This is a genomic window from Brevundimonas sp. FV1ps31S, from assembly GCF_058681265.1.
Window position 1 is genome coordinate 679,708 of record NZ_CM178735.1, and the last position, 26,275, is coordinate 705,982.

The 26,275-nt window shown below is 66.2% G+C and carries 20 protein-coding genes; 12 read left to right on the forward strand and 8 right to left on the reverse strand.

Annotated elements, in window-relative coordinates; all coding sequences use genetic code 11:
• The 3 genes from ACVPT3_RS03180 to ACVPT3_RS03190 all read left to right on the forward strand — a co-directional run bounded on the left by ACVPT3_RS03180 (nucleotide 1) and on the right by ACVPT3_RS03190 (nucleotide 6,692).
• Nucleotides 1–3,273, forward strand: a complete 3,273-nt coding sequence (locus tag ACVPT3_RS03180) for an efflux RND transporter permease subunit (protein WP_492042763.1) — start codon at nucleotides 1–3, stop codon at nucleotides 3,271–3,273.
• Nucleotides 3,273–4,706, forward strand: coding sequence for an efflux transporter outer membrane subunit (locus ACVPT3_RS03185; protein WP_426026642.1), 1,434 nt, complete (start codon nucleotides 3,273–3,275; stop codon nucleotides 4,704–4,706). The genes ACVPT3_RS03180 and ACVPT3_RS03185 overlap by 1 nt, the downstream gene beginning before the upstream one ends.
• Nucleotides 4,707–5,321: 615 nt before the next feature.
• The gene (locus ACVPT3_RS03190; protein ID WP_492042764.1) at nucleotides 5,322–6,692 is read left to right on the forward strand and encodes an FRG domain-containing protein; all 1,371 of its coding nucleotides are present in this window, start codon (nucleotides 5,322–5,324) and stop codon (nucleotides 6,690–6,692) included.
• A gap of 234 nt (nucleotides 6,693–6,926) precedes the next feature.
• Here the strand turns inward: ACVPT3_RS03190 and ACVPT3_RS03195 are convergent, their stop codons facing one another.
• Nucleotides 6,927–7,475 carry a hypothetical protein gene (locus tag ACVPT3_RS03195; protein ID WP_492042765.1) on the reverse strand — a complete coding sequence of 183 codons (549 nt, stop codon included), beginning with the start codon at nucleotides 7,473–7,475 and terminating at the stop codon, nucleotides 6,927–6,929.
• A gap of 579 nt (nucleotides 7,476–8,054) precedes the next feature.
• Between ACVPT3_RS03195 and ACVPT3_RS03200 the strand changes: the two genes are divergently transcribed.
• Nucleotides 8,055–8,714, forward strand: coding sequence for a YkgJ family cysteine cluster protein (locus tag ACVPT3_RS03200; protein ID WP_492042766.1), 660 nt, complete (start codon nucleotides 8,055–8,057; stop codon nucleotides 8,712–8,714).
• 314 nt (nucleotides 8,715–9,028) lie between these two features.
• Here the strand turns inward: ACVPT3_RS03200 and ACVPT3_RS03205 are convergent, their stop codons facing one another.
• From ACVPT3_RS03205 to ACVPT3_RS03230, 6 genes are all read right to left on the reverse strand, one after another.
• Entirely contained in the window at nucleotides 9,029–12,436 is a 3,408-nt protein-coding gene (locus ACVPT3_RS03205) for an autotransporter outer membrane beta-barrel domain-containing protein (RefSeq protein ID WP_492042767.1), read from the reverse strand.
• A gap of 142 nt (nucleotides 12,437–12,578) precedes the next feature.
• Nucleotides 12,579–12,785: a hypothetical protein gene (locus ACVPT3_RS03210; RefSeq protein ID WP_492042768.1), complete on the reverse strand. Its 207-nt coding sequence runs from the start codon at nucleotides 12,783–12,785 to the stop codon at nucleotides 12,579–12,581.
• Nucleotides 12,754–13,437, reverse strand: coding sequence for an RNA polymerase sigma factor (locus ACVPT3_RS03215; protein WP_492042769.1), 684 nt, complete (start codon nucleotides 13,435–13,437; stop codon nucleotides 12,754–12,756). The genes ACVPT3_RS03210 and ACVPT3_RS03215 overlap by 32 nt, the downstream gene beginning before the upstream one ends.
• Before the next feature lie 32 nt (nucleotides 13,438–13,469).
• Nucleotides 13,470–13,886: a flagellar protein FliS gene (locus ACVPT3_RS03220; RefSeq protein ID WP_492042770.1), complete on the reverse strand. Its 417-nt coding sequence runs from the start codon at nucleotides 13,884–13,886 to the stop codon at nucleotides 13,470–13,472.
• The gene (gene fliD, locus ACVPT3_RS03225) at nucleotides 13,876–15,567 is read right to left on the reverse strand and encodes a flagellar filament capping protein FliD (protein ID WP_492042771.1); all 1,692 of its coding nucleotides are present in this window, start codon (nucleotides 15,565–15,567) and stop codon (nucleotides 13,876–13,878) included. Before fliD ends, ACVPT3_RS03220 begins: the two co-directional genes overlap by 11 nt.
• 66 nt (nucleotides 15,568–15,633) lie before the next feature.
• The gene (locus ACVPT3_RS03230) at nucleotides 15,634–16,458 is read right to left on the reverse strand and encodes a flagellin (RefSeq protein WP_271163626.1); all 825 of its coding nucleotides are present in this window, start codon (nucleotides 16,456–16,458) and stop codon (nucleotides 15,634–15,636) included.
• Nucleotides 16,459–16,650: 192 nt separating this feature from the next.
• Here ACVPT3_RS03230 and ACVPT3_RS03235 point away from each other — a divergent pair, with 192 nt between their 5' ends.
• The 7 genes from ACVPT3_RS03235 to ACVPT3_RS03265 all read left to right on the forward strand — a co-directional run bounded on the left by ACVPT3_RS03235 (nucleotide 16,651) and on the right by ACVPT3_RS03265 (nucleotide 23,719).
• Nucleotides 16,651–17,313: a flagellar hook assembly protein FlgD gene (locus ACVPT3_RS03235; protein ID WP_492042772.1), complete on the forward strand. Its 663-nt coding sequence runs from the start codon at nucleotides 16,651–16,653 to the stop codon at nucleotides 17,311–17,313.
• 10 nt (nucleotides 17,314–17,323) lie between these two features.
• Complete coding sequence (gene flgE / locus ACVPT3_RS03240) at nucleotides 17,324–18,589, forward strand: flagellar hook protein FlgE (protein ID WP_492042773.1); 1,266 nt, start codon at nucleotides 17,324–17,326, stop codon at nucleotides 18,587–18,589.
• On the forward strand, nucleotides 18,589–18,909 hold the full coding sequence (locus ACVPT3_RS03245) for a hypothetical protein (protein WP_492042774.1): 321 nt from the start codon (nucleotides 18,589–18,591) through the stop codon (nucleotides 18,907–18,909). Before flgE ends, ACVPT3_RS03245 begins: the two co-directional genes overlap by 1 nt.
• Nucleotides 18,906–20,600: a flagellar hook-associated protein FlgK gene (flgK, locus tag ACVPT3_RS03250; protein WP_492042775.1), complete on the forward strand. Its 1,695-nt coding sequence runs from the start codon at nucleotides 18,906–18,908 to the stop codon at nucleotides 20,598–20,600. The genes ACVPT3_RS03245 and flgK overlap by 4 nt, the downstream gene beginning before the upstream one ends.
• Nucleotides 20,597–21,463, forward strand: a complete 867-nt coding sequence (locus ACVPT3_RS03255) for a flagellin (RefSeq protein ID WP_492042776.1) — start codon at nucleotides 20,597–20,599, stop codon at nucleotides 21,461–21,463. Before flgK ends, ACVPT3_RS03255 begins: the two co-directional genes overlap by 4 nt.
• 155 nt (nucleotides 21,464–21,618) lie before the next feature.
• Entirely contained in the window at nucleotides 21,619–22,332 is a 714-nt protein-coding gene (locus tag ACVPT3_RS03260; protein WP_492042777.1) for a response regulator, read from the forward strand.
• Nucleotides 22,333–22,372: 40 nt separating this feature from the next.
• Nucleotides 22,373–23,719: an ATP-binding protein gene (locus ACVPT3_RS03265; protein WP_492042778.1), complete on the forward strand. Its 1,347-nt coding sequence runs from the start codon at nucleotides 22,373–22,375 to the stop codon at nucleotides 23,717–23,719.
• Nucleotides 23,720–23,727: 8 nt separating this feature from the next.
• On the opposite strand, the gene ACVPT3_RS03270 is transcribed toward ACVPT3_RS03265, so the two are convergent.
• Entirely contained in the window at nucleotides 23,728–25,782 is a 2,055-nt protein-coding gene (locus ACVPT3_RS03270; protein WP_492042779.1) for a sensor histidine kinase, read from the reverse strand.
• 284 nt (nucleotides 25,783–26,066) lie between these two features.
• Here ACVPT3_RS03270 and ACVPT3_RS03275 point away from each other — a divergent pair, with 284 nt between their 5' ends.
• Complete coding sequence (locus tag ACVPT3_RS03275; RefSeq protein WP_492042780.1) at nucleotides 26,067–26,270, forward strand: hypothetical protein; 204 nt, start codon at nucleotides 26,067–26,069, stop codon at nucleotides 26,268–26,270.
• Nucleotides 26,271–26,275 lie beyond the last annotated feature (5 nt).

The window sequence follows — 26,275 nt, forward strand, 5'->3', positions numbered from 1 at the left end:
ATGAACATATCCCGCTTCTTCATCGACCGGCCGATCTTCGCGGCCGTGATCGCGGTGGTGATCACCATCATCGGCGTCTTCGCCTATCCGCTTCTGCCCCTGTCGCAGTATCCGGAGATCGCGCCGCCGACGATCACCATCAACGCCGCCTATCCCGGCGCCTCGGCCGAGACCCTGGCCGAAACCGTCGCCGCCCCCATCGAGCAGGAGGTGAACGGCGTCGAGGACATGCTCTACATCACCTCCTCGTCCACCTCGGACGGCGCGGTGGCCATCACCGTCACCTTCCAACCCGGCACCGATCTCGACGCCGCCCAGGTGCTGGTCCAGAACCGCGTCTCCCTGGCTGAACCCCGTCTTCCCGACGCGGTCCGCCAGACCGGCGTCGTGGTCACCAAGGCCGAGAGCGGCTTCCTGATGGTGCTGGGTCTGACCTCGCCCGACGGCTCGCTCAGCAACGACTATGTCGGCAACTACGGCAATTCGACGCTGCGGGACCGTCTGCTGCGGCTCGAGGGCGTGGGTGCGGTCCAGGTCTTCGGCGGCGGCAACTATTCGATGCGGATCTGGATCGACCCGGCCAAGGCGGCCGAGCGCGGCCTGACCGGCCCGGATATCGTCGCCGCCCTGCGGGCCCAGAACGTCCAGGCCGCCGCCGGCTCGATCGGCCAGCCGCCGTTCCCCAACAGCGCCTCGGCCTTCCAACTGCCGATTCAGGTTGAAGGTCGTCTGACCGATCCCGACCAGTTCTCCAATGTCGTCCTGAAAACCGACAGCCAGGGCCGCGTCACCTATCTGCGCGACGTGGCTCGGATCGAACTGGGCGCCCAGGATTACGGCATCCGCGGCTTCTTCGACGGCCAACGCGGCGTCGGCCTGGCCGTCGTCCAGCAACCGGGGGCCAACGCCCTGGGCACCGCCGAACGCGTGCTGGCCGAGGTCGAGGCCGTCAAGGCCGAACTGCCCGCCGGCATGGACCTGTCCGTCCCCTATAATCCGACCGAGTTCGTCGCCGCCTCGGTGGAGTCGGTTCAGCACACGCTGATCGAGGCCGTCATCCTGGTCGTGATCGTGGTCATGATCTTCCTTCAGACCTGGCGGGCGGCGATCATCCCGATCGTGGCCATCCCGGTCGCCCTGGTCGGCACCTTCGCGGTGCAGCTGGCCCTGGGCTATTCGATCAACTCCCTGTCTCTGTTCGCGCTCGTCCTCGCCGTCGGCATCGTCGTCGATGACGCCATCGTCGTGGTCGAGAATGTGGAGCGGGCCATCAGCGAGGGGCTGACTCCGAAGGAGGCCGCCTACCGCTCGATGCAGGAGGTCTCCGGAGCCCTTATCGCCATCGGTCTGGTGCTGATCTCGGTGTTCATTCCGACGATGTTCGTGCCCGGCATCCCCGGCATCTTCTATCGCCAGTTCGCCGTGGTCATCGCCTCGGCCTCGGTGATCTCGCTGTTCGTGTCGCTGACCCTGTCGCCGGCCATGGCCGCCCTGCTGCTGAAGCCGCACAGGAAGGACCACGAGAACGACCGCAAGCCGGGCGTCCTGGGTTCGGTCGTCTATTACGGCGGCTGGGCCGGGCGTAAGTTCAACGAGGGCTTCGACTGGCTGTCGGATCGCTACGGCCGTCTGACGGCGCGCCTGGTGCGCACCGTGGGTCTGGTTCTGATCATCTACGCCGGTCTGCTGGGCCTGACCGCCTGGCGTCTGGTGGATACGCCCTCAGGCTTCATCCCCGAGCAGGATCAGGGCTTCCTGATCGGCGTCATCCAGCTTCCGGCCGGCGCCTCGCTGGATCGCACCGAGGCGATCATGCAACGCGCCAGCCAGATCATCCGCGACACCAATGGCGTCGACGGCACCGTGGCCTTCGCCGGCCTCGACGGCGCCAGCTTCTCGTTCGGCTCCAACGCCGCCACCATCTTCGTGCGTCTGAGCCCGTTCGAGGACCGGACCAAGGAAGAGGCCGCCGCCGCCCTGGCCGGGGCCATCACCCAGGCCACGGGTCAGATCGAGGACGCGCAGATCTTCGTCATCGCTCCGCCGGCGGTCCAGGGTCTGGGCAACGGCAACGGCTTCAAGATGATGATCCAGGACACCTCGGGCGCCGGCTACCGCGCGCTGGAGGGGGCGACCTTCGCCATGATGGGCGCCGCCGCCCAGGCCCCGGATCAGGTCAGCCAGGTCTTCTCGACCTACAACACCGGCTCGCCGCGCATCTCGGCCGACGTGGATCGTGACAAGGCGCTGATGATGGGCGTCCAGCCCGGCGCGGTGTTCGACACCCTGGGGGTCTATCTGGGCTCGTCCTATGTGAACGACTTCAACATGCTGGGCCGCACCTATCGGGTGACGGCGCAGGCCGAGCCCCAGTACCGCGACGACATCGCCGACATCGCCAACCTGAAGACCCGCTCGTCCAGCGGGGCCATGGTGCCGATCGGTTCGGTGGCGAACCTGGTCAATGACTCGGGTCCGTCCCGGATCGTCCGCTACAACCTGTTCCCGGCGTCCGAGCTTCAGGGCAACCCGGCCATGGGCGTGTCTTCCGGCCAGGCGCTGGGCGTCATGGAGCAGATGGCGACCAGCACCCTGCCGCAAGGCTTCAGCTACGAGTGGACCGAACTGGCCTACCAGCAGAAGGCGGCGGGTTCCGGCACGACCATGATCTTCCTGATGGCCGTGGTCTTCGTCTTCCTGGTGCTGGCGGCCCAGTATGAGGCCTTCACGCTTCCGCTGGCGGTCATCCTGATCGTGCCCATGTGCCTGCTGGCGGCCATGATCGGGGTGAACCTGCGGGGCCTGGACAACAACATCCTGGTCCAGATCGGTCTGGTGGTCCTGATCGCCCTTGCGGCCAAGAACGCCATCCTGATCGTCGAGTTCGCCAAACAGGCGGAAGAGGACGAGGGCATGAACCGGTTCGATGCAGCCGTGGCTGCGGCCCGGACCCGCCTGCGTCCGATCCTGATGACCTCCTTCGCCTTCATCCTCGGCGTCGTGCCGCTGATGCTGGCGACCGGGCCGGGCGCCGAAATGCGCCAGTCGCTCGGCACGGCGGTCTTCTCCGGCATGTTGGGCGTGACCTTCTTCGGCCTGATCTTCACGCCGGTCTTCTATGTCGTGACCCGCTGGCTGTCGTCCAAACTGCCGCAAGGCAAGAAGCCGACGCCGAAGTCGAACGTCACCGAAGCCGTCCGCTACGATCAAACTTCCAGCCTGACCGATCCCGATGCGCCGGCTCCGGCCGCCGGGCGGGGAGGGGACATCTGATGACCCGCACCAAGACCCTCAGCTTCCTGACCGTCGCAGCATCCGGCGCCCTGCTGGCCGCCTGCGCGGTCGGGCCCCAGGCGCCTGCCGCCGACCTGCCTGTGGCCGGGACGGGCGCCTTCGTCGGCTCCGCCTCGACCACGGTCTCGACCGCCCAGGCGCGAGACGACTGGTGGCGGCTGTACGACGATCCGACCCTGGACGGCCTGATCCGTCAGGCCTTCGCCGAGAACAACGAGCTGGAGGCGGCCTTCGCCAACCTGCGCGCGGTTCGGGCGTCGCTGTCCGAGGCGCGCGTGGGCCGGTTCCCGACCACGACCACCAGCGCCCAGGCCCAGCGCAGCCGCGCCTCGGCGGCCACCTCCTCGGTTCTGGAGGCGGACGGCAAGGCGCCCGAGATCGACACCTATGACGTCGGTCTGTCGGCCAGCTACGAGGTCGATCTGTTCGGCCGGGTGGAATCGACCATCCGCGCCGCCCGCGCCGACGCCCGCGCGGCCGAGGCCGCCCTGGCCACGGTCCAGGTCTCGGTCGCGGCCGAGACCGCCCGCGCCTATGCCGACGCCTGCTCGGCCAACGCCCAGATCGCGGTGGCCGAACGGACGCTGGGGCTGCAACGCAATACGGCTCAGCTGACACAGACTCTGCTCGACGGCGGGGCGGGCACCGGCCTGGACGTGGCCAGCGCCCGCGCGGCCCTGGCCCAGACGGCGGCGACCCTGCCGACGCTGCGCGCCTCGCGCAACGAAGCCCTGTACCGTCTGGCGACCCTGACGGGCGTGACACCGGCCGAGGCCAGCCAGGCCGCCGCGGCCTGCGTCCGGCCGCCGCAACTCAGCCAGCCGATCCCGGTCGGCGACGGCGCGGCTCTGCTGGCGCGACGTCCCGACGTGCGCCAGGCCGAGGCGAATCTGGCCGCCGCCGCGGCCCGCGTGAACGTGGCGACCGCCAACCTGTATCCGCAGATCAGCCTGGGCGGCTCTCTCGGCTCGACGGCCCAGGACTCGGGCGAACTGGGCGACGACCAGAACTTCCGGTTCAGCTTCGGTCCGCTGATCAGCTGGTCCTTCCCCAACGTCTTCGCCGCCCGCGCCCAGATCAAGGCCGCCGACGCCCGCTCCGACGCGGCCCTCGCCACCTTCGACCAGACGGTGCTGACGGCCCTGCAGGAGACCGAGACGGCGCTCAGCAACTACGCCAACGAACTGGACCGCCGCGCGGCCCTGACCGAGGCGCGCGATCAGGCCGCCCGCGCCGCCAACCTGTCGCGTCAGCGCTTCAACGCCGGCGCCGACAGCTTCCTGCTGGTGCTGGACGCCGAACGGACCCAGGCCGCCGCCGACGCCGCCCTGGCCCAGTCGGACGCCCTGGTCACCACCTACCAGATCGCCCTGTTCCGCGCCCTCGCCGGCGGCTGGCAGGCCGACAGCTGATCGAGAGCCCCGTCCCTCGCGCAGGCGAGGGGGCGGGGCCGTCGACGTCCTCTTTCCTTATGTCATTCCGGGCGTAGCGCAGCGGAGACCCGGAACCCAGCGGCGCCGCAGACGAAATCTATCCGCCGCAGGATGTCGAAAGACCGATTCCGCTACAGGTTCGCGCTCCCGCGCGCCGCTGGGTTCCGGGTCTCCGGGCCAAGCGGCCCTCCGCCCGGAATGACGAAAGTAGGAGGCCAGTGGAGAGCTGACATGGTTGCTCCCCGCTTGCAGGGAAGGGCCGCCGCATTGCGTCTGCGGCCCGCGTACAGCCCGATCCGCATCCGATCCTCGGGTCAAGCCCGAGGATGACGGGCTGAATGTGCCCAACCCCGCTATCGTCTGTCCCTGCCACGTCTTTCGTCACCCCCACCCACACCGCGGCGTCAGAAAACCTGGTTGCGGCGCCAGGAGCGGACACAGATCCAACTGCCGGAAGCGGACGTTGGTCCTCGGTCGATGTGATCCTTCAACGAACAGTCAAGCCTTTCCGACAAATCCTGTGATCGCGTTGATCGTAACGGAACGGCAACCGAGACGATTGAAGACGAGAGGCGACCCTGGGAGATTTCAAGCGTGGCGGAAAGCTTCAACTACATCTCGATCGGCGGCTGGGACGGCGAGGATCTCAATGATCTGAGCATGGGGCGGGGGCGAATGTTCGAATATACGCCGACCGACATCCAACAGCGCCTCGCCAAGCTGGATTCGACGGCTACCGACTATCTCGAAGCTCTACCGACCTTCCTCTGCAGGGAGGTGGACCGCACGCCACAAGGAAGCGCCTTGCGCGTCCGCTATGGACGGGTCTCGATCGTCAGAGTCGGCAATCGCAGGCTGGAGTTTGTCTTCACGACCGAGACGAACTTCGGTGAGCTCACCTTCGAAGACATCGAAGCGGCGCGAGCAGTCTTCAGCGCAGACCCATTCCAAATGTTCCGCACCCATTGGGCGGTGCGCACAGGGGACGTCCAGTCCATTCTGGACCGACTGTCCGCCGCCCAATCGGCGACGGCCGCACCGGTCGCCGCCACAGCCCCCGACCCTGCAGCCTCGCCTGCGGTGCCGCCACGAAGCAAGGACATCCTCGGCTCGGCAGACAGTGTCGAGGGTTTCCTCAAGTTGCTCTACGAGGCGCTCAACGACGATGGCGCCGAAACCTTCTTTCGGGGTCACGAGAACGCCGCCTTCGAACTCGTCCCGTCGCTGTTGCGCAAATGGGCCGACGGAAACTGGCAGTTCATGCCGAAGGAAGATCGGCTCTGTCAGGACCTCCTGATCAGCCACCACGACGAGTTCCAGTCCGACACCTATTGCTTCGACCGTCTGGTGCGAATGCAGCATTACAAGCTGCCCACCCGGCTTCTCGATATCACCAGCAACCCGCTCGTAGCCCTGTTCTTCGCCTGCCATAGCCTTCCGGAGCCCCTCGACGTCGACGGCGAGGTCATCATCCTACAGGTCGCTTCAGAGCGGATGCGCTACTTCGACTCCGACACGGTGAGTTGCGTTGCCAATCTCTCCAGACTCACATACGCGCAGAAGGATAGGCTCGACCTCGACTTGGACCTCAAGCTGTTCAACGCAACCGAGATGGCTGGCAAACTGCTCCACCATATCCGCTCCGAGAAGGGGTATTTTGAACCGCGCATTGATCCTGCAGATCTGGGTTCCGTCCTCTGCGTCAAAGCCAAGCACAGCAATAGCCGCATCAAGTCCCAATCCGGCGCCTTTCTTCTATACGGCCATGGTGCGAATCTCCCTGACGAGGGCGAGGAAGGTATCGCCATCAAGCGCGTCACGATCACCAACAAAGGCGAGATTCTGAAGCAGCTCGATCGGATCAACATCAACGCAACCACCGTCTATCCGAGCATCGAACAGACCGCCGTTCACTTGAGAGATCTGTACCGTATTCCAGACGTCGCGCCCGCGCCGGCGGCCTAGCAGCGGAAGCGGACATCGCTAAGGACTGCGTTGAGTCAGGGGCAGTCGTTTCACACCGACTAGGGCGATGTCGGAAACGGGTCGATTTGCGAAATGGGCGTCAGGCCCGGAAGCCGACATTGGCGCTAAGGCGGAACTGTCGCCTTTTAGGTCGGTCGGAATGCCGGATTCCGGTCCCAGCGCTTGCCAGACCCTTACCGTCCGGACGCCGATCCACGTCCCTCCGACCGACGACTATCCCGCCCTCCGCGTGCAGCGGCGCTGATGAGCGATGCCTTTGAGAAAGCCGCGGCGCACCAGGCCGGCGCGGATCGCCGCTTGAACTTCTCGATCATGGGCCGCCGCGCCGGACAGGCGACGCACCCAGCTCCTCAGCGGGATGAAATCGGTGGCGGTGTCGCGAACCATGTCGAGCGCGGCGTTGGCGGCCTGGTCGCCTGTGCCGGTCGCCGGCGACTCCTGGTCAACGTCGGGCCCCAGGGCCTCGTCCAGGGCGTCGATCTGGGCGATGACGGCCGAGCAGCGCTGCAGACCCGCCGTCGCATAGGGGGCGCGGCGCGCGGTGATCAGAATCTCGGGCACCTCCTGTCGCCGCAGGTTGAGATCGTCCAGCGGCGCCGTCGCCGCCTCGCCCACGCCGTCGCTGAATGTCTTTCCGCCCTGGGACGCTTGATCCCGGTTCAGCTGCACGCCCGATAGGCCAGGCACGGAGCCACAGGCCCCGAGGCCGGACAGACCCAAGGCCAGGATGGGCAGGACGATGAGGCGACGGGCGAATTTCAAGGAACCATTCCAGGGTGATGATAGCAGACACAGCGTTCTGGTTGCAGGACAGTTCCGGCGGCCGCCTTGATCCGGCGCAAACCAGGTCTGTAAATGGGCTGTCTGGGGCAGGATGCGAACATGGGCTCGACGCTAGGCTCAGAGTCGCGCGGGCCCCATGAGCAGACGCCCGCTGCATTCTGAACACCGCTATTGAATTCCCTCGACGTAGCGACGCAGCTCAAACCTAATCGCATCGGGCTCATCCTCCTCTATCGGGCACGGCCGGAAATGCATGGCGGGGGCCGTCGACACCTCGCACCCTCCTCTCCACTATCGAGCGGACAGCGTCTCACCTAAGCAGCCGGACAGCTTACAATCATGATCGATCCATCACCGGTCCGCAGGTTCTCTTGCACCGCCTGCGGCAAATGTTGCGATCGGGGACCGGAGATGGAACTCGGCGAGAGCTTGGGTCTCGCTGACCAGTTCCTTCTGTCGCTGCTATTTAAGGTTCACAGCCTTCCACGGAATGAACGGACTGAAAGCGCTCGTCGGTGGTGGAGGACCATAGACACGCGCCTGGGTCCTGGACCGGCGTTGGATGAGCATCGCCGTCATATTGAGATTTTCTCCGCTGTCCGCCAGGTTGATCGAAGCCGTGATCGTCAGCTGTTCTTGTCCATTTCCGCGATCGTTGAGGATGAGCACGACGGCAAATGTCCAGCGCTGCTCGAGAACAGCTGCAGCATTTACGATCGCCGCCCTTTGACGTGCCGCACGGTGCCGCTGCACTACTCGAGGCCGCCCTCCACGCTTGCGCGCTATGTGGACGGCTTTGTCGGAACGCCCGGCTATCAGTGTGCGACTTCCGAGGCTCCGGAAATCCTGAAGGGAGCCCGAATCCTCTCCCCGGAGATCCGGGCGTCTTGGGACGAGGCTGTACAGGTCGCGAACCGCGACCGGGACTGGAAGACGGCGCTCGTCGAGTCGATGAAACATCCCGAGGTGGCGGCGGCAACGGGGCTTCCGACCTTGGACGACGTCATTGCGAACAGCGATCGGGGCTACGCTTCCATGGTCCCAATCCTGGTCGCCTGGCGCGTCGCAGTCCGTGCCGAACTGATGACGTGGGAGATCCACGCCGACCTCTGTCGAAAGCAGATCGCGCTTGCCGAGAAGGCGATGGACGCCAAGCCGGAACGCCACGGCGATCTGACTGAAAGAATACACCTCTACCGATCCGCGCTCGGCAAGTAAGGTTGGGGGCTATGCGCCATCCCGGACCTCAGTGAGGTCCGTTGCGGGTCGTATCGTCGCACGGTCACATAGCCGACCCGCAGCCGGCCCCTGGGTTGGAATGGAGAAAGCCGCCTTTCGCCCGCCCTCTCAGGCCCATCCGCCCTAGCCGCCACCGGCCGGGGCCTTTTCCCTGGCGCCCTCCGGATCGGTGTTAGGCTGCGGTTCCGGTCTTTCACATGTCCATCGCCTGCGCACAGCCTCGTCCCGAGGGCGGTGCGCCCGATCCGCGCAACCGCACTCTATTGCACCGGTTTTCCCGGGGTCCGATCAGCCTAGAACAGGAAGGTCGCGCGCAGCAGGAAGCTGTAGCGGACATAGTCTTCCAGCAACTGGGCGTCACCCGAGATGGACAGGGAGCTCAGGCCGTTGGCCATGGTCATGCCCAGGCCGAAGATGGGGCCGCCGCCGCTGATCGGTTCGCCGGTCAGGGTGAAGCTGTCGCCGCCGCTGATGTAGCGCGCGGTGGTCTCCCCATAGTCGGCCGACAGGATCTCCTTCCAGCCCAGCTTCAGCTCCGGCCGGAACATCTGGTCCCGACCCAGGCCGTAGCCGATCTTCAGGGCTGCGGTGGCGCTGGCGATGTGTCCGTCGCGGTCGTCGATTTCCAGGTCGAAGGCGTCGCCGCCGCCCGATTCGCGACGCGAGCCTTCCGACAGGCTGAAGTATTCGGCATAGACCTCGGGCCGCAGCGACAGGCGTCCGAACCGGTGCTCGTAGGAGACGCCGCCCGCGGCCGACAGCGTATAGCCGTCCCAGTCCGCATCCGAGCTCAGATAGACGTCGTCGCCGACCAGGGTGCGGGTGCTGTTGAACGAGGCGTAGCCCACCGCGCCCCGCGCCCAGCCGCTCCAGCCATGGCCCTGGGCGCGCCAGTACAGGCCCAGCTCCAGCAGGTTGGACGACAGTTCCTCCTCGGCCTCCGACTCCGGGTCCTGGATGTCCGAAGAGGCCAGGGCCACCGAAACGCCGACCGCGCCGGCCTCGGTCATCTTCTCCACCCCGCCCGCGACGCCGAAGCCTTCCGAGCGATAGCCGTAGGTGTCGGTCTTGTCCTTGTCCTCGTAGAAGTTGATCTCCTGGACCCAGCCGCTGACCTCGCCGACGGCGGCGGTGCTGTTGCGGTTCGCCAGGGCCTGGGTCACGGCCTCGACCCCGCTGGACAAGGACATCAGCGTGCCGCCCGAATGATCCGGCAGGGTCTGCTCGTACAGGTTCATGAAATCGTCGCGCGTGGCCTGGTCGAGGAAGGCGTCCATCACGTCTTCGTCGCGGCTCAAGGCGCTGTAGAAGGCCTCGTAGGCCGCCGTCTCGACGCCGGACAGCTCCATCTCCGTCGTCGTCCGCTTGCGCATGTTCACATCGACCGTCCCCGCCGCCTCGTCGGCGGACAGGGTCGAGACGATCATATAGGGCGAGTTGCCGGTCAGATCGGTTCCCTGGACGTCCCCGTAAGACAGCGACCCGGCCGTCACGAGGCGCACGGTCTCGCCGCCGTCGTCGACGAGCGAGTCCAGGTGCAGGCTAATCGTCGCCCCGTCCGCAAAGACGGCCGCGCCGGACACCACATAGTCGCCCACCGTCCCGGCGTCGGGATCGACGGTGAAGTACAGTTCGCCGCTCTCGCCGACCGTCAGACTGGTCAGGTTCAGCGTCTCGCCGTGAAGTCCCTGCAGAACCCCGTCGATGATGTTGATGTCCAGCAGTCCATCCTCGTCCGACAGGGCGCCCTGGTAGGTGGCGCCGCCGTCGATCGACAGGCTGTCCGCCCCGGACCCAAAGGCGATGTCGCCGACCACATAGCCGTTCTGGATATCGACGACGTCATTCCCCGATCCCAGCAGGATGTCGCCGACGATATAGGGCTCGGCCGTGTCGGCGACGCCGTCGTTGTCGTCGTCGTTGTCGTCGTCGTCCTCGGCGTCCAGAATCCCATCGTCGTCGTCGTCCGGGTCCTCGTCGTCGTAAAGGCCGTCGCCGTCGTAGTCGGACAGGAGGTCATTGGCCGCCGCCGACTGGGTTATGGTCACGCCGGTGGTGTTGGCCGAGAAGTCGATGGCAATGGTCTTGCCCGTGATCTCTTCGTCGTCGGTCTCGTCGTCGTCGTCATTGTCGGTCGCGACGATGTAGCTGACGATGCCGCCCGTGTTGGTCAGACTGGTCACCAATCCACTGGCGTCGCGGATGGCCACCGCATCCCCCGCCTCGCCGTAGATATAGGTCGAGATGGTCCCGCTGTTGACGATGCTGGACAGGGCGGCGTCGGCGTCGATCTGCACGGCGGTGGAGGTGTCCGCCGCTTCCGTGGTCGCCGTGGCGGTGATTGAGCCGCTGTTGACCAGCGTGGGGGTCGTGGCGCCCGACGCCAGCCGCAGGGCGGTAGAGTCAGCCTCGCTAGAACTGGCGGTGATCGAGCCGTCGTTCAGTATCCCGCCTTCGATCACGGTCGATCCGGTCCCGCCGCCGATCAGCACGGCCGTCCCCGCGATATCGTCGAAGATGCCGTACGCCGTGATCGAACCCTCGTTGACCAGGCCATAGCCGCTGTCGCCATAGGCGCCGACGATGGTGTCGCCCGTCTCGGCGCCTATGGCCAGGGCGGGGGCGGCGCCATAGGTGCTGATGGACGACGTGCCCTCGTTTTCGTCCAGGATGCCGTCGCCGTCGCGGTCGTCGTCGTCCGCGTTGAGGGTTCCGTCGCCGTCGTCGTCCTCGTCGCCGTTGTCGACGCCGTCGCGATCATCGTCGCCGTCCTCTCCGTCGGAGTCCTCATAGGCCGGCGCGGCGCCCAGCAGTATGCCGCCGCCGACGCTGGCTGTGACCTGAACGGCCGACCCGGCCTGAAGCAGATCGTCCGCGTCGAGGTCTTCCAAATAGAGGCTGTCGTCGGACAGGTCGACGTCGTCCGCATCGTCCTCGTCCAGGTCGGCGACGGCGGTCGGTTGGTAGGTGTACCGGTAGCCGTTGCTGGATACCGAAGACTGGATCTGGAGGGCGCCGGAGACCGTGTTCTCGACCGAGACCCCGACGGAGCCTTCGCCGGTCACCGAGATCGAACTTCCGCTCAGCAGGATGTCGCCGTCCACATCCCCCGCGATGCGCACGCCGACGCCGTTGTCGCCGGTCACTGACACCGAGCCGAGGACGGTCAGATCGCCGGCCAGGGCGCTCTCGATCGAGATCCCTGCGGAGTCGTCGCCCTGAACGGCGATGCTGCCCGTGTCCTCGACCAGGATATTCCCGGTGCGTACGCCGTCTCCGGCGACGCGTATCCCGTACCGGTCGCTGCCGCTCGCGAAGGGGCCGTCATAGTCGCCGTCGTCGTCCTCGTCCTCATAGCTGTCGATGTCGTCGGTGATCGTGATGCCGCCACCCATCGTCAGATCGCCGGTCTGGCCGGTTTCGAGGAGGATGCCGGTGTCGCCGTCCTCGGCCTCCTCCATCGTGATCAGGGAGCCTTCTTCCAGCACGACGTCATTGTCGGAATCGCTGGTGATGGCGACGCCGCCGGTCATGACGACGGAGCCGTCCTCGGACACGGTCACGTCGGCCGCCGCACCGTTGGACACGGTCGAGGTCCGGACCGGCGTCGTCCGGGCGGAGCCGATATCGACCTGGGCTTGGGCGGCCGAAGCCAGCACGAGCGGCGCGATGGCGGCCGCTGTGGCGAACCTTGAAAGCATGTTGAGCAGATATCCCGACGACGACATTGTCGGGGCGCACAGTTCTTGGTCCCGGTGGCGGTTGTGCGGTGAAGTTGTTTCGGCGGTGAAGCGCAGGCGCTCATGCTTGCGCCGACGTATTTCGGCGCTGAAGTAATTGGCGTCAGGGCGCGGTTGTGGCGGTCGCCTCCCAGCGCGGCGCGGGGGCTGCGTCTGCGCATAGCGACGACTCCGTCGCGGCGGCGAAAAGGTCCTTGGCGGCGTCGGAGACCGAGATCAGATCCAGAGCCGGCTCGGCCAGGGTCGCGGGCCAGGCGCTGATGTCGGGGCCCAGTCGGTCAAGCGTGGCGTGCAGTTCGGTCAAGGTCATGGGTCCAGATCTTCTTCTGTTTCCGTAGGTCTTCCCGGAGCGCCATCCTGCCTCTTTTAAGCAGGGAACGCACCGAGTTTTCAGTGGCCGCAAGCCGCGCCATGATCTCCGGCACGTCGGCGTCCTCGAAATAGTGCAGGCTCAGCACCCGTTGCTGGGCCGTGGGCAGGCGAAGCAGCGCAGCACGGAGGCGATCGGCCGTCTCCTGGCGCGTGATCAGTTCCTCTGCATCAGGCCCGCCGCCGGCGCCGAAATCCTCGAGCGCGCTGCTGAGCGCGTCGGCCTCGGTCGGCGTATCGCGACGCCGTCTGCGATGGTCGATCGAGCGGTTGATCAGCACCCGGTGCAGCCAAGTCGTGAAGCGCACGTCGCCCGGGGTCCAGCCGCCCCGCTTCCACAGCGAGAAGAAGACCTCCTGCACCACGTCGTCCGCCTCGACCTCGTCGCCGAGGATGTTGCGGCAGACGGCATGGGCCATTCCCCGGTGCCGCTCCATCAGCGTTCGCAAGCAGAGATCATCACCGGCGCGCATGGCCTCATAGAGCTCCTGGTCGGACGCGACGGCGCGATCGGCCATCGGTGCGATGTCTTGATGGTTGAAGGTGTGGAGCGCGTGCGAGTGCATGATCAATACCTGCGTTAGGTCGATCAATACAAAGCAACGTGCGTGCCACAGGCGAATTATTACTGTATTGTATTATTCTGATTTAGTTGTGTCGGACGAGACATATTTATAATTGAACGGACCATGTTCTGAATTGGATCAGTCACGATTGACCATTCTCTGTTGCGCTTCGGTAGCATTCCGATGCGCCGGACAGAGCGATGGGTGCGGGCGTAGAATCGCTGCAGGTCAGCGCCTTCAGGCCCGGCCGCCGCGAAATCCATATGGAGTTTCAAGGCGCTAATGATCTGGCTGGCGACGCCGAGGTGAAAAACCATCTCGTCCAGCCGATTCTGCTCATCGGCAGATTTTGCCGAGGCCACAGCGGAGTAGAGTTTCTGGTGCAGGGCCAAGGCGATCTCAGTGGGGCTGAGCGCCAACTGGCTGGTGGCGCGATAGCCGGCGATGGCGCGGGAATAGGCGGCGTTACTCATCATCGTCACTCGCGCCGAGGATGGCCTCGATCTGCTCTTGCAGCAGACGGGCGGCCTCCAGTTCGGCTTCCATGTTGGCGTATTGGGTCACAAGCTTGGTTCGGTAGGTCTCGGCGTCCTCACGGATTTTGTCCGAGCGGTCCGACAGGTCGGTGTTGATTTCGGTCAGGGAGTCGATGCGCTGCTGGATCAGGCTGGTCGAGCTGTCGTCGAACTGCGTCAGGGTCTGCGTCAGCAGATTGGCGAATCCCTGCTGGATCGAGACAGAGATGTCCCCGGCGGTGGCGGGCGATAACGTGAAGGTCAGGCCTTCGTAAATGGTCCCTTCGGCGCCCACGAGGCGCGATCCTGAAACGGTGAAGGCGGCGCTGTCGCCGTCGGCGGCGGCGCTGGTGATCGCGCCCGTTTCGTCCGTGACGATGGTGAGAGTGAACGACAGCGAGCTGGTCGTGTTGTTGGCCAGCATTTTGAGGTTGCTGTCCGAGGCGGAGAAGTCGGTCTCGAAGAAGCTCTCGACGGCGTCGAGGTTGGAAAGAATGGCGTCGTTCAGCGCTGTCTCGTCACTGAGTTCCAGAAGGCCTTCCGAGGTCCAGGTGATGCCCATGTCGCTGAACATGGTGATGTCGTCGGAGGCGGCGTCGCTGCCGGAGTTGATCATGGTCTGCAGGGTGGAGTTCAACATCCGCAGGACCGAGTCGGCGAACAGGACCGCGTCCTCGTCCGCCCCGCCGTCCGAGGACACCGCCGACTGGTCCAGCATGTACTGCTTCAGCGCATTATAGGCGTCGACGAAGTCGGTGATCGCCGTCTTCACCGCCGAAGAGTCTGTGGAGACCGTCAGTGTGGCCGCCCCGTCGGTCACCCCCGACAACGACAGGCTCACGCCTTCGATGACGTCGGTCAGTTCGTTCGTGTCCCGCGTGACCGTCGCCCCGTCCACGGTGATGATGGACGGTTGGGCTTCGCGCAGAACATTGGCGAAGGCGCCGGTGTCGTCTGTCAGTCCGATGGTTTGTGCGACGTCGTCGCCGGAAACGGAGGAGATGACGATCGTCTGATTGGTGTCGGTCGCCGACAGCACCAACTGGACGGTCGAGGAGTCCAGGGTGATCAAGGAGGCCTGCACCCCGGTCGTGTCGCTCTGGGCGTTGATGGCCTTGGCGAGGTCGCTGAGGGTCGTGGTCGCGGTGACGGTGATCTCGACCGATTCTTCGCCGTCGACGCCCAGAGACAGAACGCCCGCGACGCCGATGGCGTCGGTGGATGAGCCGGACGAGGCGCTGACCTTCATCGCCTGGGCCAGTTGAACCACTTCGATTTCGTAGTCGCCGTTGATGGCGTCGCTGGTGACATCGACGGCCAAGCCAGTGACGGTCTCGCCGGAAGTGCTGCTCAGCGCCGCGCTGCGCGAGTCGAACGAGTTCTCGGACCCCAGGCTGGAATAGGCCGGCAGGGCCAGGCCTTCGATCGCGTCGGATACGGCGGCGACGAGGGTCTGTACTTCCTCGTAGGCCGCGATCTCGGCCTCGTTGGCGGTGATCTTTGCGTCAAGGGTGTCGGCGCGCGCGGTCTTTTGCGCCACGGCCGTCTCGATCAAGGCGTCGGTGTCGAGACCGGAGGCCGTCGAGGTGATGTAGCTGGCGCCGCTGCTGGTCGAGACGCCGGCTGTTGAGGTTGTGCTCATGGGATGTTCCGGGCGCGGGCCTGAAGGTCAAAGGGAACGGGCGGGGGCGAACCCCCGCCCGCGCCGTCACTGCAGGAGCTTGAGCAACGACGACGACATGCTGTTCGCCTGGCCCAGGGCCGCGATGGCGGCCTGCGTCAGGGTGGACAGGTTCGTGTAGTTGGTCTGTTCCGCAGCCAGATCGACGTCCGAGATGGCCGACTTGGAGGCCTCCAGGTTTTCAAGCGAGGTGTCGATGACGCTCGCCCGATACTCGAAGCGCGACAGGCTTGCGCCCACATTCGCCCGAGCCGTCGAGATGGTGTTGATCGCCGTGTCGACCGCAGTCATCGCCGTGGCGGCGTTGGCCGAGGTGCTGACGTCGGTCGAATCGACAGCTAGGTCCGTCGCCGTCGCTCCGTCGATGGTGATCGTCAGCGTATCGGTGCTGGCGGTGCCCAGGAGGAAGGAGACGCCGGTGGAGAAGTCGCCTGCGCCGTCGAGCAGAGCCGAGCCGTTGAAGTTGGTCGACGAGGCGATGTCGTCGATTTCCTCGATCAGCTGCTGGTATTCTGCGTCGATGTTCGCCCGTCCATCATCGTCGACCGAGCCCGATTGGGACTGGGCCGTCAGAGCCTTCATCCGTTGCAGGATGTCGCTGATCTGAGACAGGGCGCCGTCGGCCGTCTGAAGCACGGCGGTTCCCTGTTGGGCGTTGATGGCGGCCTGTTCCATCACCACGATGTCCGCGGAGATGTTGGTCGAGGTGGCGAGGCCGGCCGCATCGTCCTTGGCGCTCTGGATGCGTTGTCCGCTGGACAGTTTCGCCAGGGAGGCGGACTGGGCGGCGGAGTTGGCGTTCAGATAACGCAGGGCGGTGTTGGCGGCGGTATTGGTTGAGATACTAGGCATTCTTTCCTCATTCTCTCCAGACTGAACACCGTCGGGCGGTCGCTCGACGGGAAGGCCGCGGCGCTTTCTGGCCCCGACCTTCAGCAGAGAAACGGATCGGCCCCGGCAAATGGGGCGCTGAAATTTTGTGCGCCCCATCGGCGCCGGTCGCCTCGTTGAAGCCGGGACATCCACCGGCTTCGGCGGCGACCCATGACCTCGGTTAACGTAACGACATCAACGGCGACGGCGGCGGCGACGACCTCGTCCTCGTCGTCCGCCCTGTCCATCGACATGGACGAGTTCCTGGGGATCCTGGTCACCCAGCTGCAGAACCAGAACCCGCTCGAGCCGACGGACGTCACCGAGTTCACCAATCAGCTGGTCGGTTACGCCCAACTGGGCCAGCAGACCTCGACCAATGACACGCTGGAAAGCCTGTCGTCGTCCCTGACCTCCATGCTGACGACCCAGAGCGCGGGTTATGTCGGCCAGAAGGTCGAGTACGACGGCGCCATGGCGCCGGTCCAGGACGGGTCCGCCAGCTGGACCTACACCCTGGACGGCGCTCAGTCCTCGACCGCCCTGGTGGTCACCAATCAGGACGGCGACGTCGTCTGGAGCGGGACCGGCGAGACCGGCGACGGCGAGCACGGCCTGTCGTTGAGCCTGTCCGACATGAGCGACGTCGCCGAGGGCGACATCCTGACCCTGACCTCGGTCTCCACCGACGCGGACAGCGCGTCCACGTCCAACGCCGTCACCGCCTTCGCCACCCTGGACGCCGTCGTCTTCGAAGACGGGGTCACGACCTACCAGGCGGGTGACGCGGTCATCGATCCAGCCGCCGTCCTCGCCTTCTACGGCCAGGCCTGAGGAACATTCCATGAGCCTTTCCGCCTCTCTTTCTTCGGCCGTTTCAGGCCTGACCGCGCAGAGCGCGGCTCTGTCGGCGATCTCCGAGAACATCGCCAACTCCTCCACCACTGGCTACAAGACCAAGGAGACCTCGTTCGAGGCCCTGGTCAGCGCCAGCATGAAGTCCAGCGCCGCCGCCGGCGGGGTGACCACTTCGATGAGCCGCGCCATGTCGGTTCAAGGCACGATTTCGACCAGCGCGACCGAGACCAACCTCGCGATCAACGGCTCGGGTTATTTCATCGTCGCCGACAACACCTCCGGCGCGACGTCCGACCTGGCCTATACGCGCAACGGAAGCTTCTCGACCGACGCCTCCGGCTATCTGGTCAACTCCGAGGGCTATTATCTGCAGGGCTATCCGACCGACGAGGACGGTAATGTCGTCGGCGGCGGAGTTTCGGGTCTGGAGACGATCAACCTCTCGAACCTGACCAGCCCGGCTGAGGCCACCTCTACCGTGAGCGTCTCCGCCATTCTTCCGGCCGAGGCGGAGGTGGGCGACACCTTCACCTCCACCGCCTCCGTCGTCGACAGTCTGGGCGCCACCAATATCGTCGATCAGACCTGGACCAAGACTGACACCAACACCTGGACCTTGACGACAGGCGACCCCTATTCAGCCTCGACGGGTGAGGCCACGGGTACAGCCAGCGCGACCACGATCACGATCACCTTCGACAGCAGCGGGCTTCCCGCCACCATCAGCCCAGATCCGGCGGAGGTGACCTTCAGTTTCACCAATGGCGCCGCAGACGCCACGGTGGAAATGGACCTCGGCGAAATCGGCTCGTCGTCAGGCGTCACCCAGTCCGACTCCGGCGGCAACGACCCCAGCCTCACCGTCAACAGCATATCCAACGACGGCATCGTCGCCGGATCCTTGACCAGCGTCGCCATCAATGACGGGGGACAGGTCGAGGCGACCTTCAGCAACGGCCTGACGAAGGTCATTTATCAGGTTCCGGTCGCGACCTTCGCCAACTCGGAAGGCCTGACCCAGGTTTCCGGCACGACCTTCAAGTCCACGAACCTCAGCGGGTCGGCGACGATCAACCTTTCGGGCGTCGGCGCCTCCGGCAGTATCGTGGCCAGCGCCCTGGAAGGCTCGACCACGGACACCGCGACCGAGTTCAACAAGATGATCGTGGCCCAGCAGGCCTATTCCGCCGCGTCCCAGGTGGTCGGCAGCGTCAAGGACATGTTCGACACCCTGATCTCCGTGGTGCGTTGATGGACGAGATCGGCCGTATCGTCGACCGGGCCGGCCGCTCACGGCGCACTGGCTTCGATCGCCCCATCGTCGAAAGCTACGAACAGGCCGCCGCCATCGCGCGCGATCTGGCCGAACGTCTGGCGACCCTGCCCTGGTCGGACAAGGCCTTGCTGATCAGCGACGTTCGGCTTCTTGAAACCGCGCTGAAGCGACGGGCGGACACCCTGCGCGCCGTAATGAGCGAAACCTCCGCCGAGATCATCCGTCTCAATCGCGGGACAGGGGCGGCGGGCGCCTATGCGGCCGGAGGACGGCTGGGCGCGCGGAGGCGGCCATGAGCCTGTCCGGGGCCCTCGCCAACGCCTCCGCCGCGCTGACGACGTCCCAGTATCAGGTCGCCCTGAGCACGACCAATGTCGCGAACGCCAGCACCGACGGCTACACGACCAAGACCTATTCGGCGACGTCCCAGACTGCGACCCTGGCGCTCAGCACCGGCGAACTGTCGCGCGTCACCGACACCTATCTGCAGAAGTCGCTGATCACCAGCAGCGCCTCGGCCGGTTACGCCGAGACGATCGACAGCTATCTGACGCGCTACGATACGCTCTTGGGCGACACCTCCAGCGACGGCGACGTCGCCAGCCTGACCTCGGCGCTATCGACCAGTCTCACCAGCCTGGCGGCGGGCACGGGCGATACCGACGCCGCCGCCGTCGTCAGCGCCGCAGCGGAACTCGCCGATGGGCTGCGCACAATGTCTTCCGGAATCCAGGATCTGCGATCCGACGCCGACGCCGCCATCGCCACGACCGTCGATGAAGTAAACGCCCTCCTGCAAGAGATCGACACGCTGAACGACCAGATCGTGGCGGGGCAGGGCGATCAGACCAGCTTGGCGGACTCACGGGATACGGCCCTGCAGACGCTTTCAGGCCTGGTCAGCGTCACCAGCTATACGGACGCTTCTGGGCGGCTGAACATCTATGCCGACGGTCAGATGCTGGTCGGAACCACCGTCAGCACCCTGTCCTTCACGCCTTCCGGCACGGTGTCGGCCGACTCGGTCTATCCGGCCAGTCTCTCCGGCGTCAGCGTCAACGGACGCGACGTGACCTCCAGTTTGACCGGCGGCGAACTCGGTGCCCTGATCGCCCTGCGTGACGAGGTTCTACCCGCCGAACAGGACGCCTTGGACAGTCTGGCGACGACCCTGATCTCGGCCCTCAATACGGCCGCCTCCACCGGCGCAGCGGCGTCGCCCGGCAGCCTGACCTCCACCACCGCCGTCACGGCCGCCACGCCGCTTTCGCTGACTGGGACTCTAGGTGTGGTGCAGTCGACTACGGCCGGCGTCGCCACCGCTATCGACGAGATCGATCTGTCCTCCGTCACTACAGTGGGGGAGCTGGTCGATGCGTTGAACGGCGTCAGCGGAATCACGGCCGGCATCGTCGATGGCAAGCTGACGATCTCGAGCAGTTCGGGCGGCGTCGTGCTGGATTCGTCCGTCGCCCTGACCTCGGGCGGAGAGACCCTGTCCGACTGGATGGGGTTCAACGATGTGTTTTCCGGCGTCGACGCCTCGACCATTCGGGTCACGGCCGCCCTGACGGTGAACCCCAGCCTTCTGGCGACGTCCAGTCTGGATACTTCGGCGGCGGTGGGGCAGACCGCCGTGGCCTCGGGTGGGACGGGCGGGGCCTCGGCCTTGCTGGCCGCAATGACGGATGAACGGTCTTTCGCTGAATCCGGAAATCTCTCGGCGCGCACCCGCAGCCTGGCCGACTATGCGACGGACGTGCTGTCCGGGGCGGCGACGACCATATCGACGGCGGCCAGCACGGCCGCCAGCGCCACGGCCCTGCGGGACGGCTACGCCAACAGTCTGAGCAACGCCACGGGCGTAAATCTGGACGAACAGACCGCCCTGGTCAGCCTGTATCAGCAGCAGTACGAAATCTCCGCCCAACTGATGTCGGCCATCCAGGCGATGTACGACGCCCTGCTCAGTATGGTGGCGTCGTGATCGGGCGGGTCTCCACCTTCAGCCAGACCCTGTATGTTCTGGACCGCAGTCTGGCGAGCCAGGCCCGGCTGGCCGATGTCCAGGGCCAGACGGCGTCCGGGCTGAAGAGCGACACCTTCGGCGGCTACGGAACCGCGACCAGCGCAATCACGCGCCACGAGGCCGATATCGCCGCAGCGGACGTCGAGTCGGCTAGCGCCACCAGCGCGCTCAATGTGGTCGAACAGGCCTATTCGGCCCTGGGTTCGATTTCGGACCTCACCGAAACCATTCTCTCGTCCTTGGCCACCTATGGCGAGGACAGTACGACGTTGGCGTCCCTAGCCGAAGGCTGGCTCGACGATCTCGAGAGCCTGCTGAACAGCACATACGGCGATCAGGCTCTGTTCGCCGGCGACGCGTTGGACGCCCAGGCTGTGGATCTCGACGCCTGGGACGCGGCGGATGCGGACGCCTATTACAACGGCGGATCGTCGGCGCGCGCCTATACGACATCGGACGGTCAGGTCATCGCCCTGTCGGTGACGGCTGCGGACCCGGCCCTCAGCGGGTTGATCGACACTCTAAAGGGGCTGGAGGCCGGGACCACGTCCAGCGCGGACGCGCTCGACGCCGTGCAGGCGGCGGCGTCCGATATCGGCGTACTTCGGGCGGCTCTGTCGTCCAACGCGTCGCGTCTGGAGCGGATCGCCGAACAGGCCACGGCCCGCAGCGATTCTCTGACGACCCTGGTGAGCACCTTGAAGGAGACGGACCTCGCCGAGGCCGCCATCCTCGCCACCCAATACGAGACCCTGCTTCAGACCTCCTATTCGACGCTCAACATCCTGATCTCGGTCAAGCTGTCCGACTATCTGCGATAGGTTGACGTCAGCCGGGTCGCTTGGTCGGGCGCACGAAAGTGGAGATCTGGCAGCGTTCAGAACATAAAATCGCTCTCAGTAACGGCATATAACCGAGTTTATGGGCAGTTCTGTTTCCACTCTGAAACAAACGGCCGTTCAGACGAGGGTCATTGATGTTGGAAAGCAGCGCCTCCCGGATATTGGTCGTAGATGACGACGCGGGCATTCGCGACGTTCTGGGCGACTACCTGTCGCAACACGGCTTCATCGCCTATCAGGCCGGTTCGGCCAGCGAGATGGATGAGGTCCTGGCCAGCACCCCCGTCGATCTTATCGTCCTGGATATGATGATGCCGGGCGAGGACGGCCTCTCCGTCTGCCGTCGCATGTCGGGCAAGGGCGCGCCGATCCTGATGCTGAGCGCCATGAGCGAGGAGACTGACCGGATCGTCGGACTGGAGCTGGGCGCCGCCGACTATATCGGCAAACCTTGCAATCCCCGCGAACTTCTGGCGCGCGTCCGCGCCGTGCTGCGTCGGCAGGAGACGGCGCAATCGCCGATGTCCGGCACGGTCGTCACCTTCCTGGGATGGCGTCTGGATCGGGTGCGTCGCGAGATCACGACGCCGAGCGGACAGGAAGTCTCCCTGTCACGCAGCGAGTTCGTCATGCTGGAGATGCTGGTCGAGAACGCCGGCCGCATCGTGCGTCGCGAACAACTGCTGGCCCATGCCCGCGCCATCGGCCGTGACGTCAACGAGCGCGCCATGGACGTCCAGATCAGCCGACTGCGCCGCAAGCTGAACGAGGAAGACAGCAAGGAGCTGATCGTCACCGTGCGCGGCGAGGGCTATCTGTTCGACGCCGTGGTCGAAAACGAACACTGAAGTCATGAGCCGCATGCGGCCACCGACCGTCTTGTTACAGGTGGCCCTGATCGCTGTGGTGGCGGTCATCGCCACCCAGTTGACGACTCTGGCGATCGTCGTCCTGGCGCCGGCGCCCCGGCCGGCCGGCTATACGCTGGCCGCCGCCTCCGCTGCGCTTCGGGGAGAGACGGCGAAGACCGAGGATGGGCGGCCGCTGCGACGACGCTTTCAAGCTGAGGCGCCGTTCGAACAGGAACGCGATCCGCTGGCCGACGCCCTCGCGCGCAGCCTTGCGTCTGAACTCGGTCGCGACGTGGCGGAGGTCCATGTGCGCATGGACAGCGCGGGGCGTCCGCTCTGGGCTCGCCCGCCGCGTGAGCCTCGGGCTCTACGCAGACCTTTCGGACCCGACGAATGGTTGGGCGGCGTGCGGGTCGGCGTGGTGTCGGACCAGATCGCCTTTCCGCCCTTCCTCGCCACCGTCCGGATGGACGACGGCCAATGGTCGACGATCACGCCGCCCAGAGGGTGGCTGGCGCCGTGGCAGATCGCACTGTTGCTGAGCATGCTGCTCAGCCTGGTGCTGCTGTCGCCGCTGATATGGTGGATGGCACAAAGACTGGCGCGGCCGATCCGGCGGTTCGCCTATGCGGCCGACCGGCTGGGCGCGGACCCGGACGCGGCGCCGCTGACGCCGACGGGCCCCAATGAGGTGCGTCTGGCGATCGCCGCATTCAACGATATGCAGGCCAAGCTGAGGGAGCATATCGAACGTCGCACCCATACGGTGGCGGCGATCGCGCATGATCTTCGCACACCCCTGACGCGGCTGAGGTTCCGCATCGAGATGATGCCGCCTGAACAGCAACGCCAGGCCATTCGCGACATCGAGGAGATGGATGTCTTGATCGCCCAGGCGATGCAGTTCGTCAAAGGCCAGTTCGACGTCGGCCATGCCGAGACGCTGGACTTCGGCGATCTGGTTCAGGACATGGCCGGGCGTTACGCCGACACGGGGGCGGATATCGCCGTCGCGGCCGAACCGGGGCTGGAGGTGCGCGGCGATCCGGGGGGTCTCAGGCGCGGCCTCTCGAACCTGATGGACAATGCGATCGGGCACGCCGGCGCGGTGTCGGTCAGGGTCGGGGCCGAGGCCGGGCGCGCCGTGGCGCGGATCCAGGATCAGGGGCCGGGCATTCCCGAGGATCAGCTGGAACGGGTGTTCGACCCCTTCTTCCGACTGGAGGCGTCGCGAAGCCGCATGACGGGAGGGGCGGGCCTGGGCTTGTCCATCGCCCGTCACGCCGTGCGCGCCCACGGCGGCGATCTGACCCTGGCCAATGCGCCCGAGGGGGGACTGATCGCCACACTGTCCTTGCCGCTGGTCGAGGCCGACGCGGCTTAGCGGTCGTCTCAGGCCGCGGCCGGCAGGCGGACCTCTGCGGTCAGGCCGTCCTGTGACCTCAGCCGGATAGCGCCGCCGTGGGCGAGAACGATGGAGCGGCTGTTGGCCAATCCCAGGCCCATGCCGGATGCGTCGCTGGCGACCGCGTGGGGCGCCCGGTAGAAGGGCTTGAACACCCGTTCCAGCTCGCTGTCTGCCAGGCCCGGTCCGAAGTCGCGGACGGTCGCGATGGCCTCCGCCCCATCCTTGTCCAACCGGACCACGGCGCGACCGCCGTATTTGACGGCGTTGTCCAGCAGGTTGGCGAACACCCGGTTCAGGGCGACAGGATCGGCCTGGACCTCGACCGGTTCGCCGGGCTCCAGGGCGACGTCGGCGCCGCCGGCGACGGCGTTTTTCACCGCCTCGTCCAGCAGGGTGCGCAGGTCAAGGCGCTCGCGCGCGCCGCCCTCGGCCTGGTCGCGCATGAAGGTCAGGACTGAGCTGATCATGGCCTCCATTTGGTCCATGTCGCTCTCGAAGCCCGGCTTCAGCTTTTCGGGCGCGGCCTCCAGGCGGAACCGCATCCGGGTCAAAGGCGTGCGCAGGTCGTGGGAGATGGCTCCGATCATGGCGGTGCGGTCCTCCACATAGCGTTTCAACCGGGCCTGCATCAGGTTGAAGGCGGCGGCGGCGCGAGCGATCTCGGCGGAACCGCCCTCGACGGTGGCGGGGGCGGACGGATCGCGGCCAAGCCGTTCGGCGGCGTCGGCGAAGCTGCGTAGGGGAGCGGTCAGGCGGCTGGCGAACAGCCAGCCCAGAGGCCCGACCAGGATAAAGGAGAGCAGGAACCACAGCATGACGCGGCTCTGCCAGGCGGTGGGGAAGGCTTCCGGCCGAGGCTTGACCACGATCCAGCGATCCCCGACCCGCTGGGCGGCGATGAAGTCGCCCTCGACATAGCCGGCGGAGGCAGGGGCGAAGAGGCCGCGGCGCATGGGCGTCACGGGCGCAGCCTCGGATGCCTGGACCAGGTCTGCGGTCTCGGCCTGAGGTGCGGAGGCGCCGGGGGCGAGGGCCGGCTGGGGCGTGTTTGTCGGGGCGTCAGCGGATGCGGCGGCGGGCTGGACCGAGACCCGGGTCGTCGTGGGCTCAAGAGGGGCGACTGGCGGCGTCCTGTCGGGGGCCGGAGCAGGGGCGACGGGGGGCGAGGAAGATGAGGGCGACAGGGTCGTCGAGGCCCTGACCGTCGTCATGACGCCATAGGTCGGGGCGGCGGTGTTGCGGCGGGCCACCATGGCGGCCGCGAGGGCGCGGCCCATGCCGACCCCGCCCGGCTGCAGCGCCGCGCCGTCGCCCGTCTGCCCGATGGGACGCGGCAGGCCGGCGTCGCCGGTGGCCGGCAGGCTGAGGCGCGAGGCCATGGGGCGGCTCAGGCGAGTTTGGCCGCCGGCCCACGGCGGGGTCCGGGCGCCGCTCAGGGTTCGGTCCACGCCGGGGCGTGAATGGTTCCAGGCTTCGCGTCCCGCTGAGGCGTTGAAGCCGCCGGGCTGAAGGCCGGACCCGGAGCGGCCGAGGAACGGCGCGGTCTGAGGGCTTGGCTGGCGGTTGCGGATCAGGGCGGGATTGCCGAGGCCGATGGGCAGGAAGGCGGCGGCGACGATCCGGGGGCCGGCGGCTTGCGAAGACGCGCTCTCCGGGCGGTTCTGGGGCGGTCGCGGCGCCATCGGCTGCGCGCCGGCGGGAAGCGGCACATAGAACATCAGGACGACATCGGACGGATCGGCCTTCAGCAGATCGGCAAGGCGGTCGCGGGGCCCGACAGCGCTGAGCCAACCCGGCCCCTCGGCGTGCGGCGCCTCGTCGACGACCTGGCGCAACAGGGGGCGGGCGTCGTCGATGGCGACGGATTGACCCCGCATCGCCTTGGCGATGTCCTCGAGACTGTGCTGAGGCGGCGGCTGGGGCGGAAAGGTCAGGGTCATGAGCAGGGTCGCTCCCTGGGCGACGACCAGGACCCCGATCACCAGAAACATGACATGACCGGCGATCGGCATCGGGGGCAGACGGAACCTGTCCCTCATGCGCGCACCCTCCCGAACCGGTTTCGGACTGCCTGCCATCCCCTGACCTTCACCTTGGCGCGCCTCGTCGACTCAAACGAAACAGCCGATCCTCGACCATTGCAGGAAAGCGGGGCCTTGCGTCGCGGTGAAGGCCGGTTTGATACGAATCTGCAATGAAGCGGCGCCGTTGTGCGGCGCACCAAGGTCGAGGCTTCATCCACAGTCGTGTGGAGATGGCGAGTTCCGCTTTTGTTCCCTCTGTGCTTTAAGGCCGAACGGTCGGCGGCGTGACGGAGGATCAGATGAACGATGAAATCCTGGCCGATATGATGGCCGAGCTGGATGCGGAGCTGGCGCGGGCCGAGGCCTCCCTGCCGGAACATCCCGAACAGACGCGCCAGACCGAGGTGATGCGCGCCCTGGCCCTGGGGCTGGGCAATTTCGACCGGATGCGGGCTCACGAGGTGCATCTGCTGGCGGCGCGGCTTTCGCCTCGCCGGGGGTGAAGACG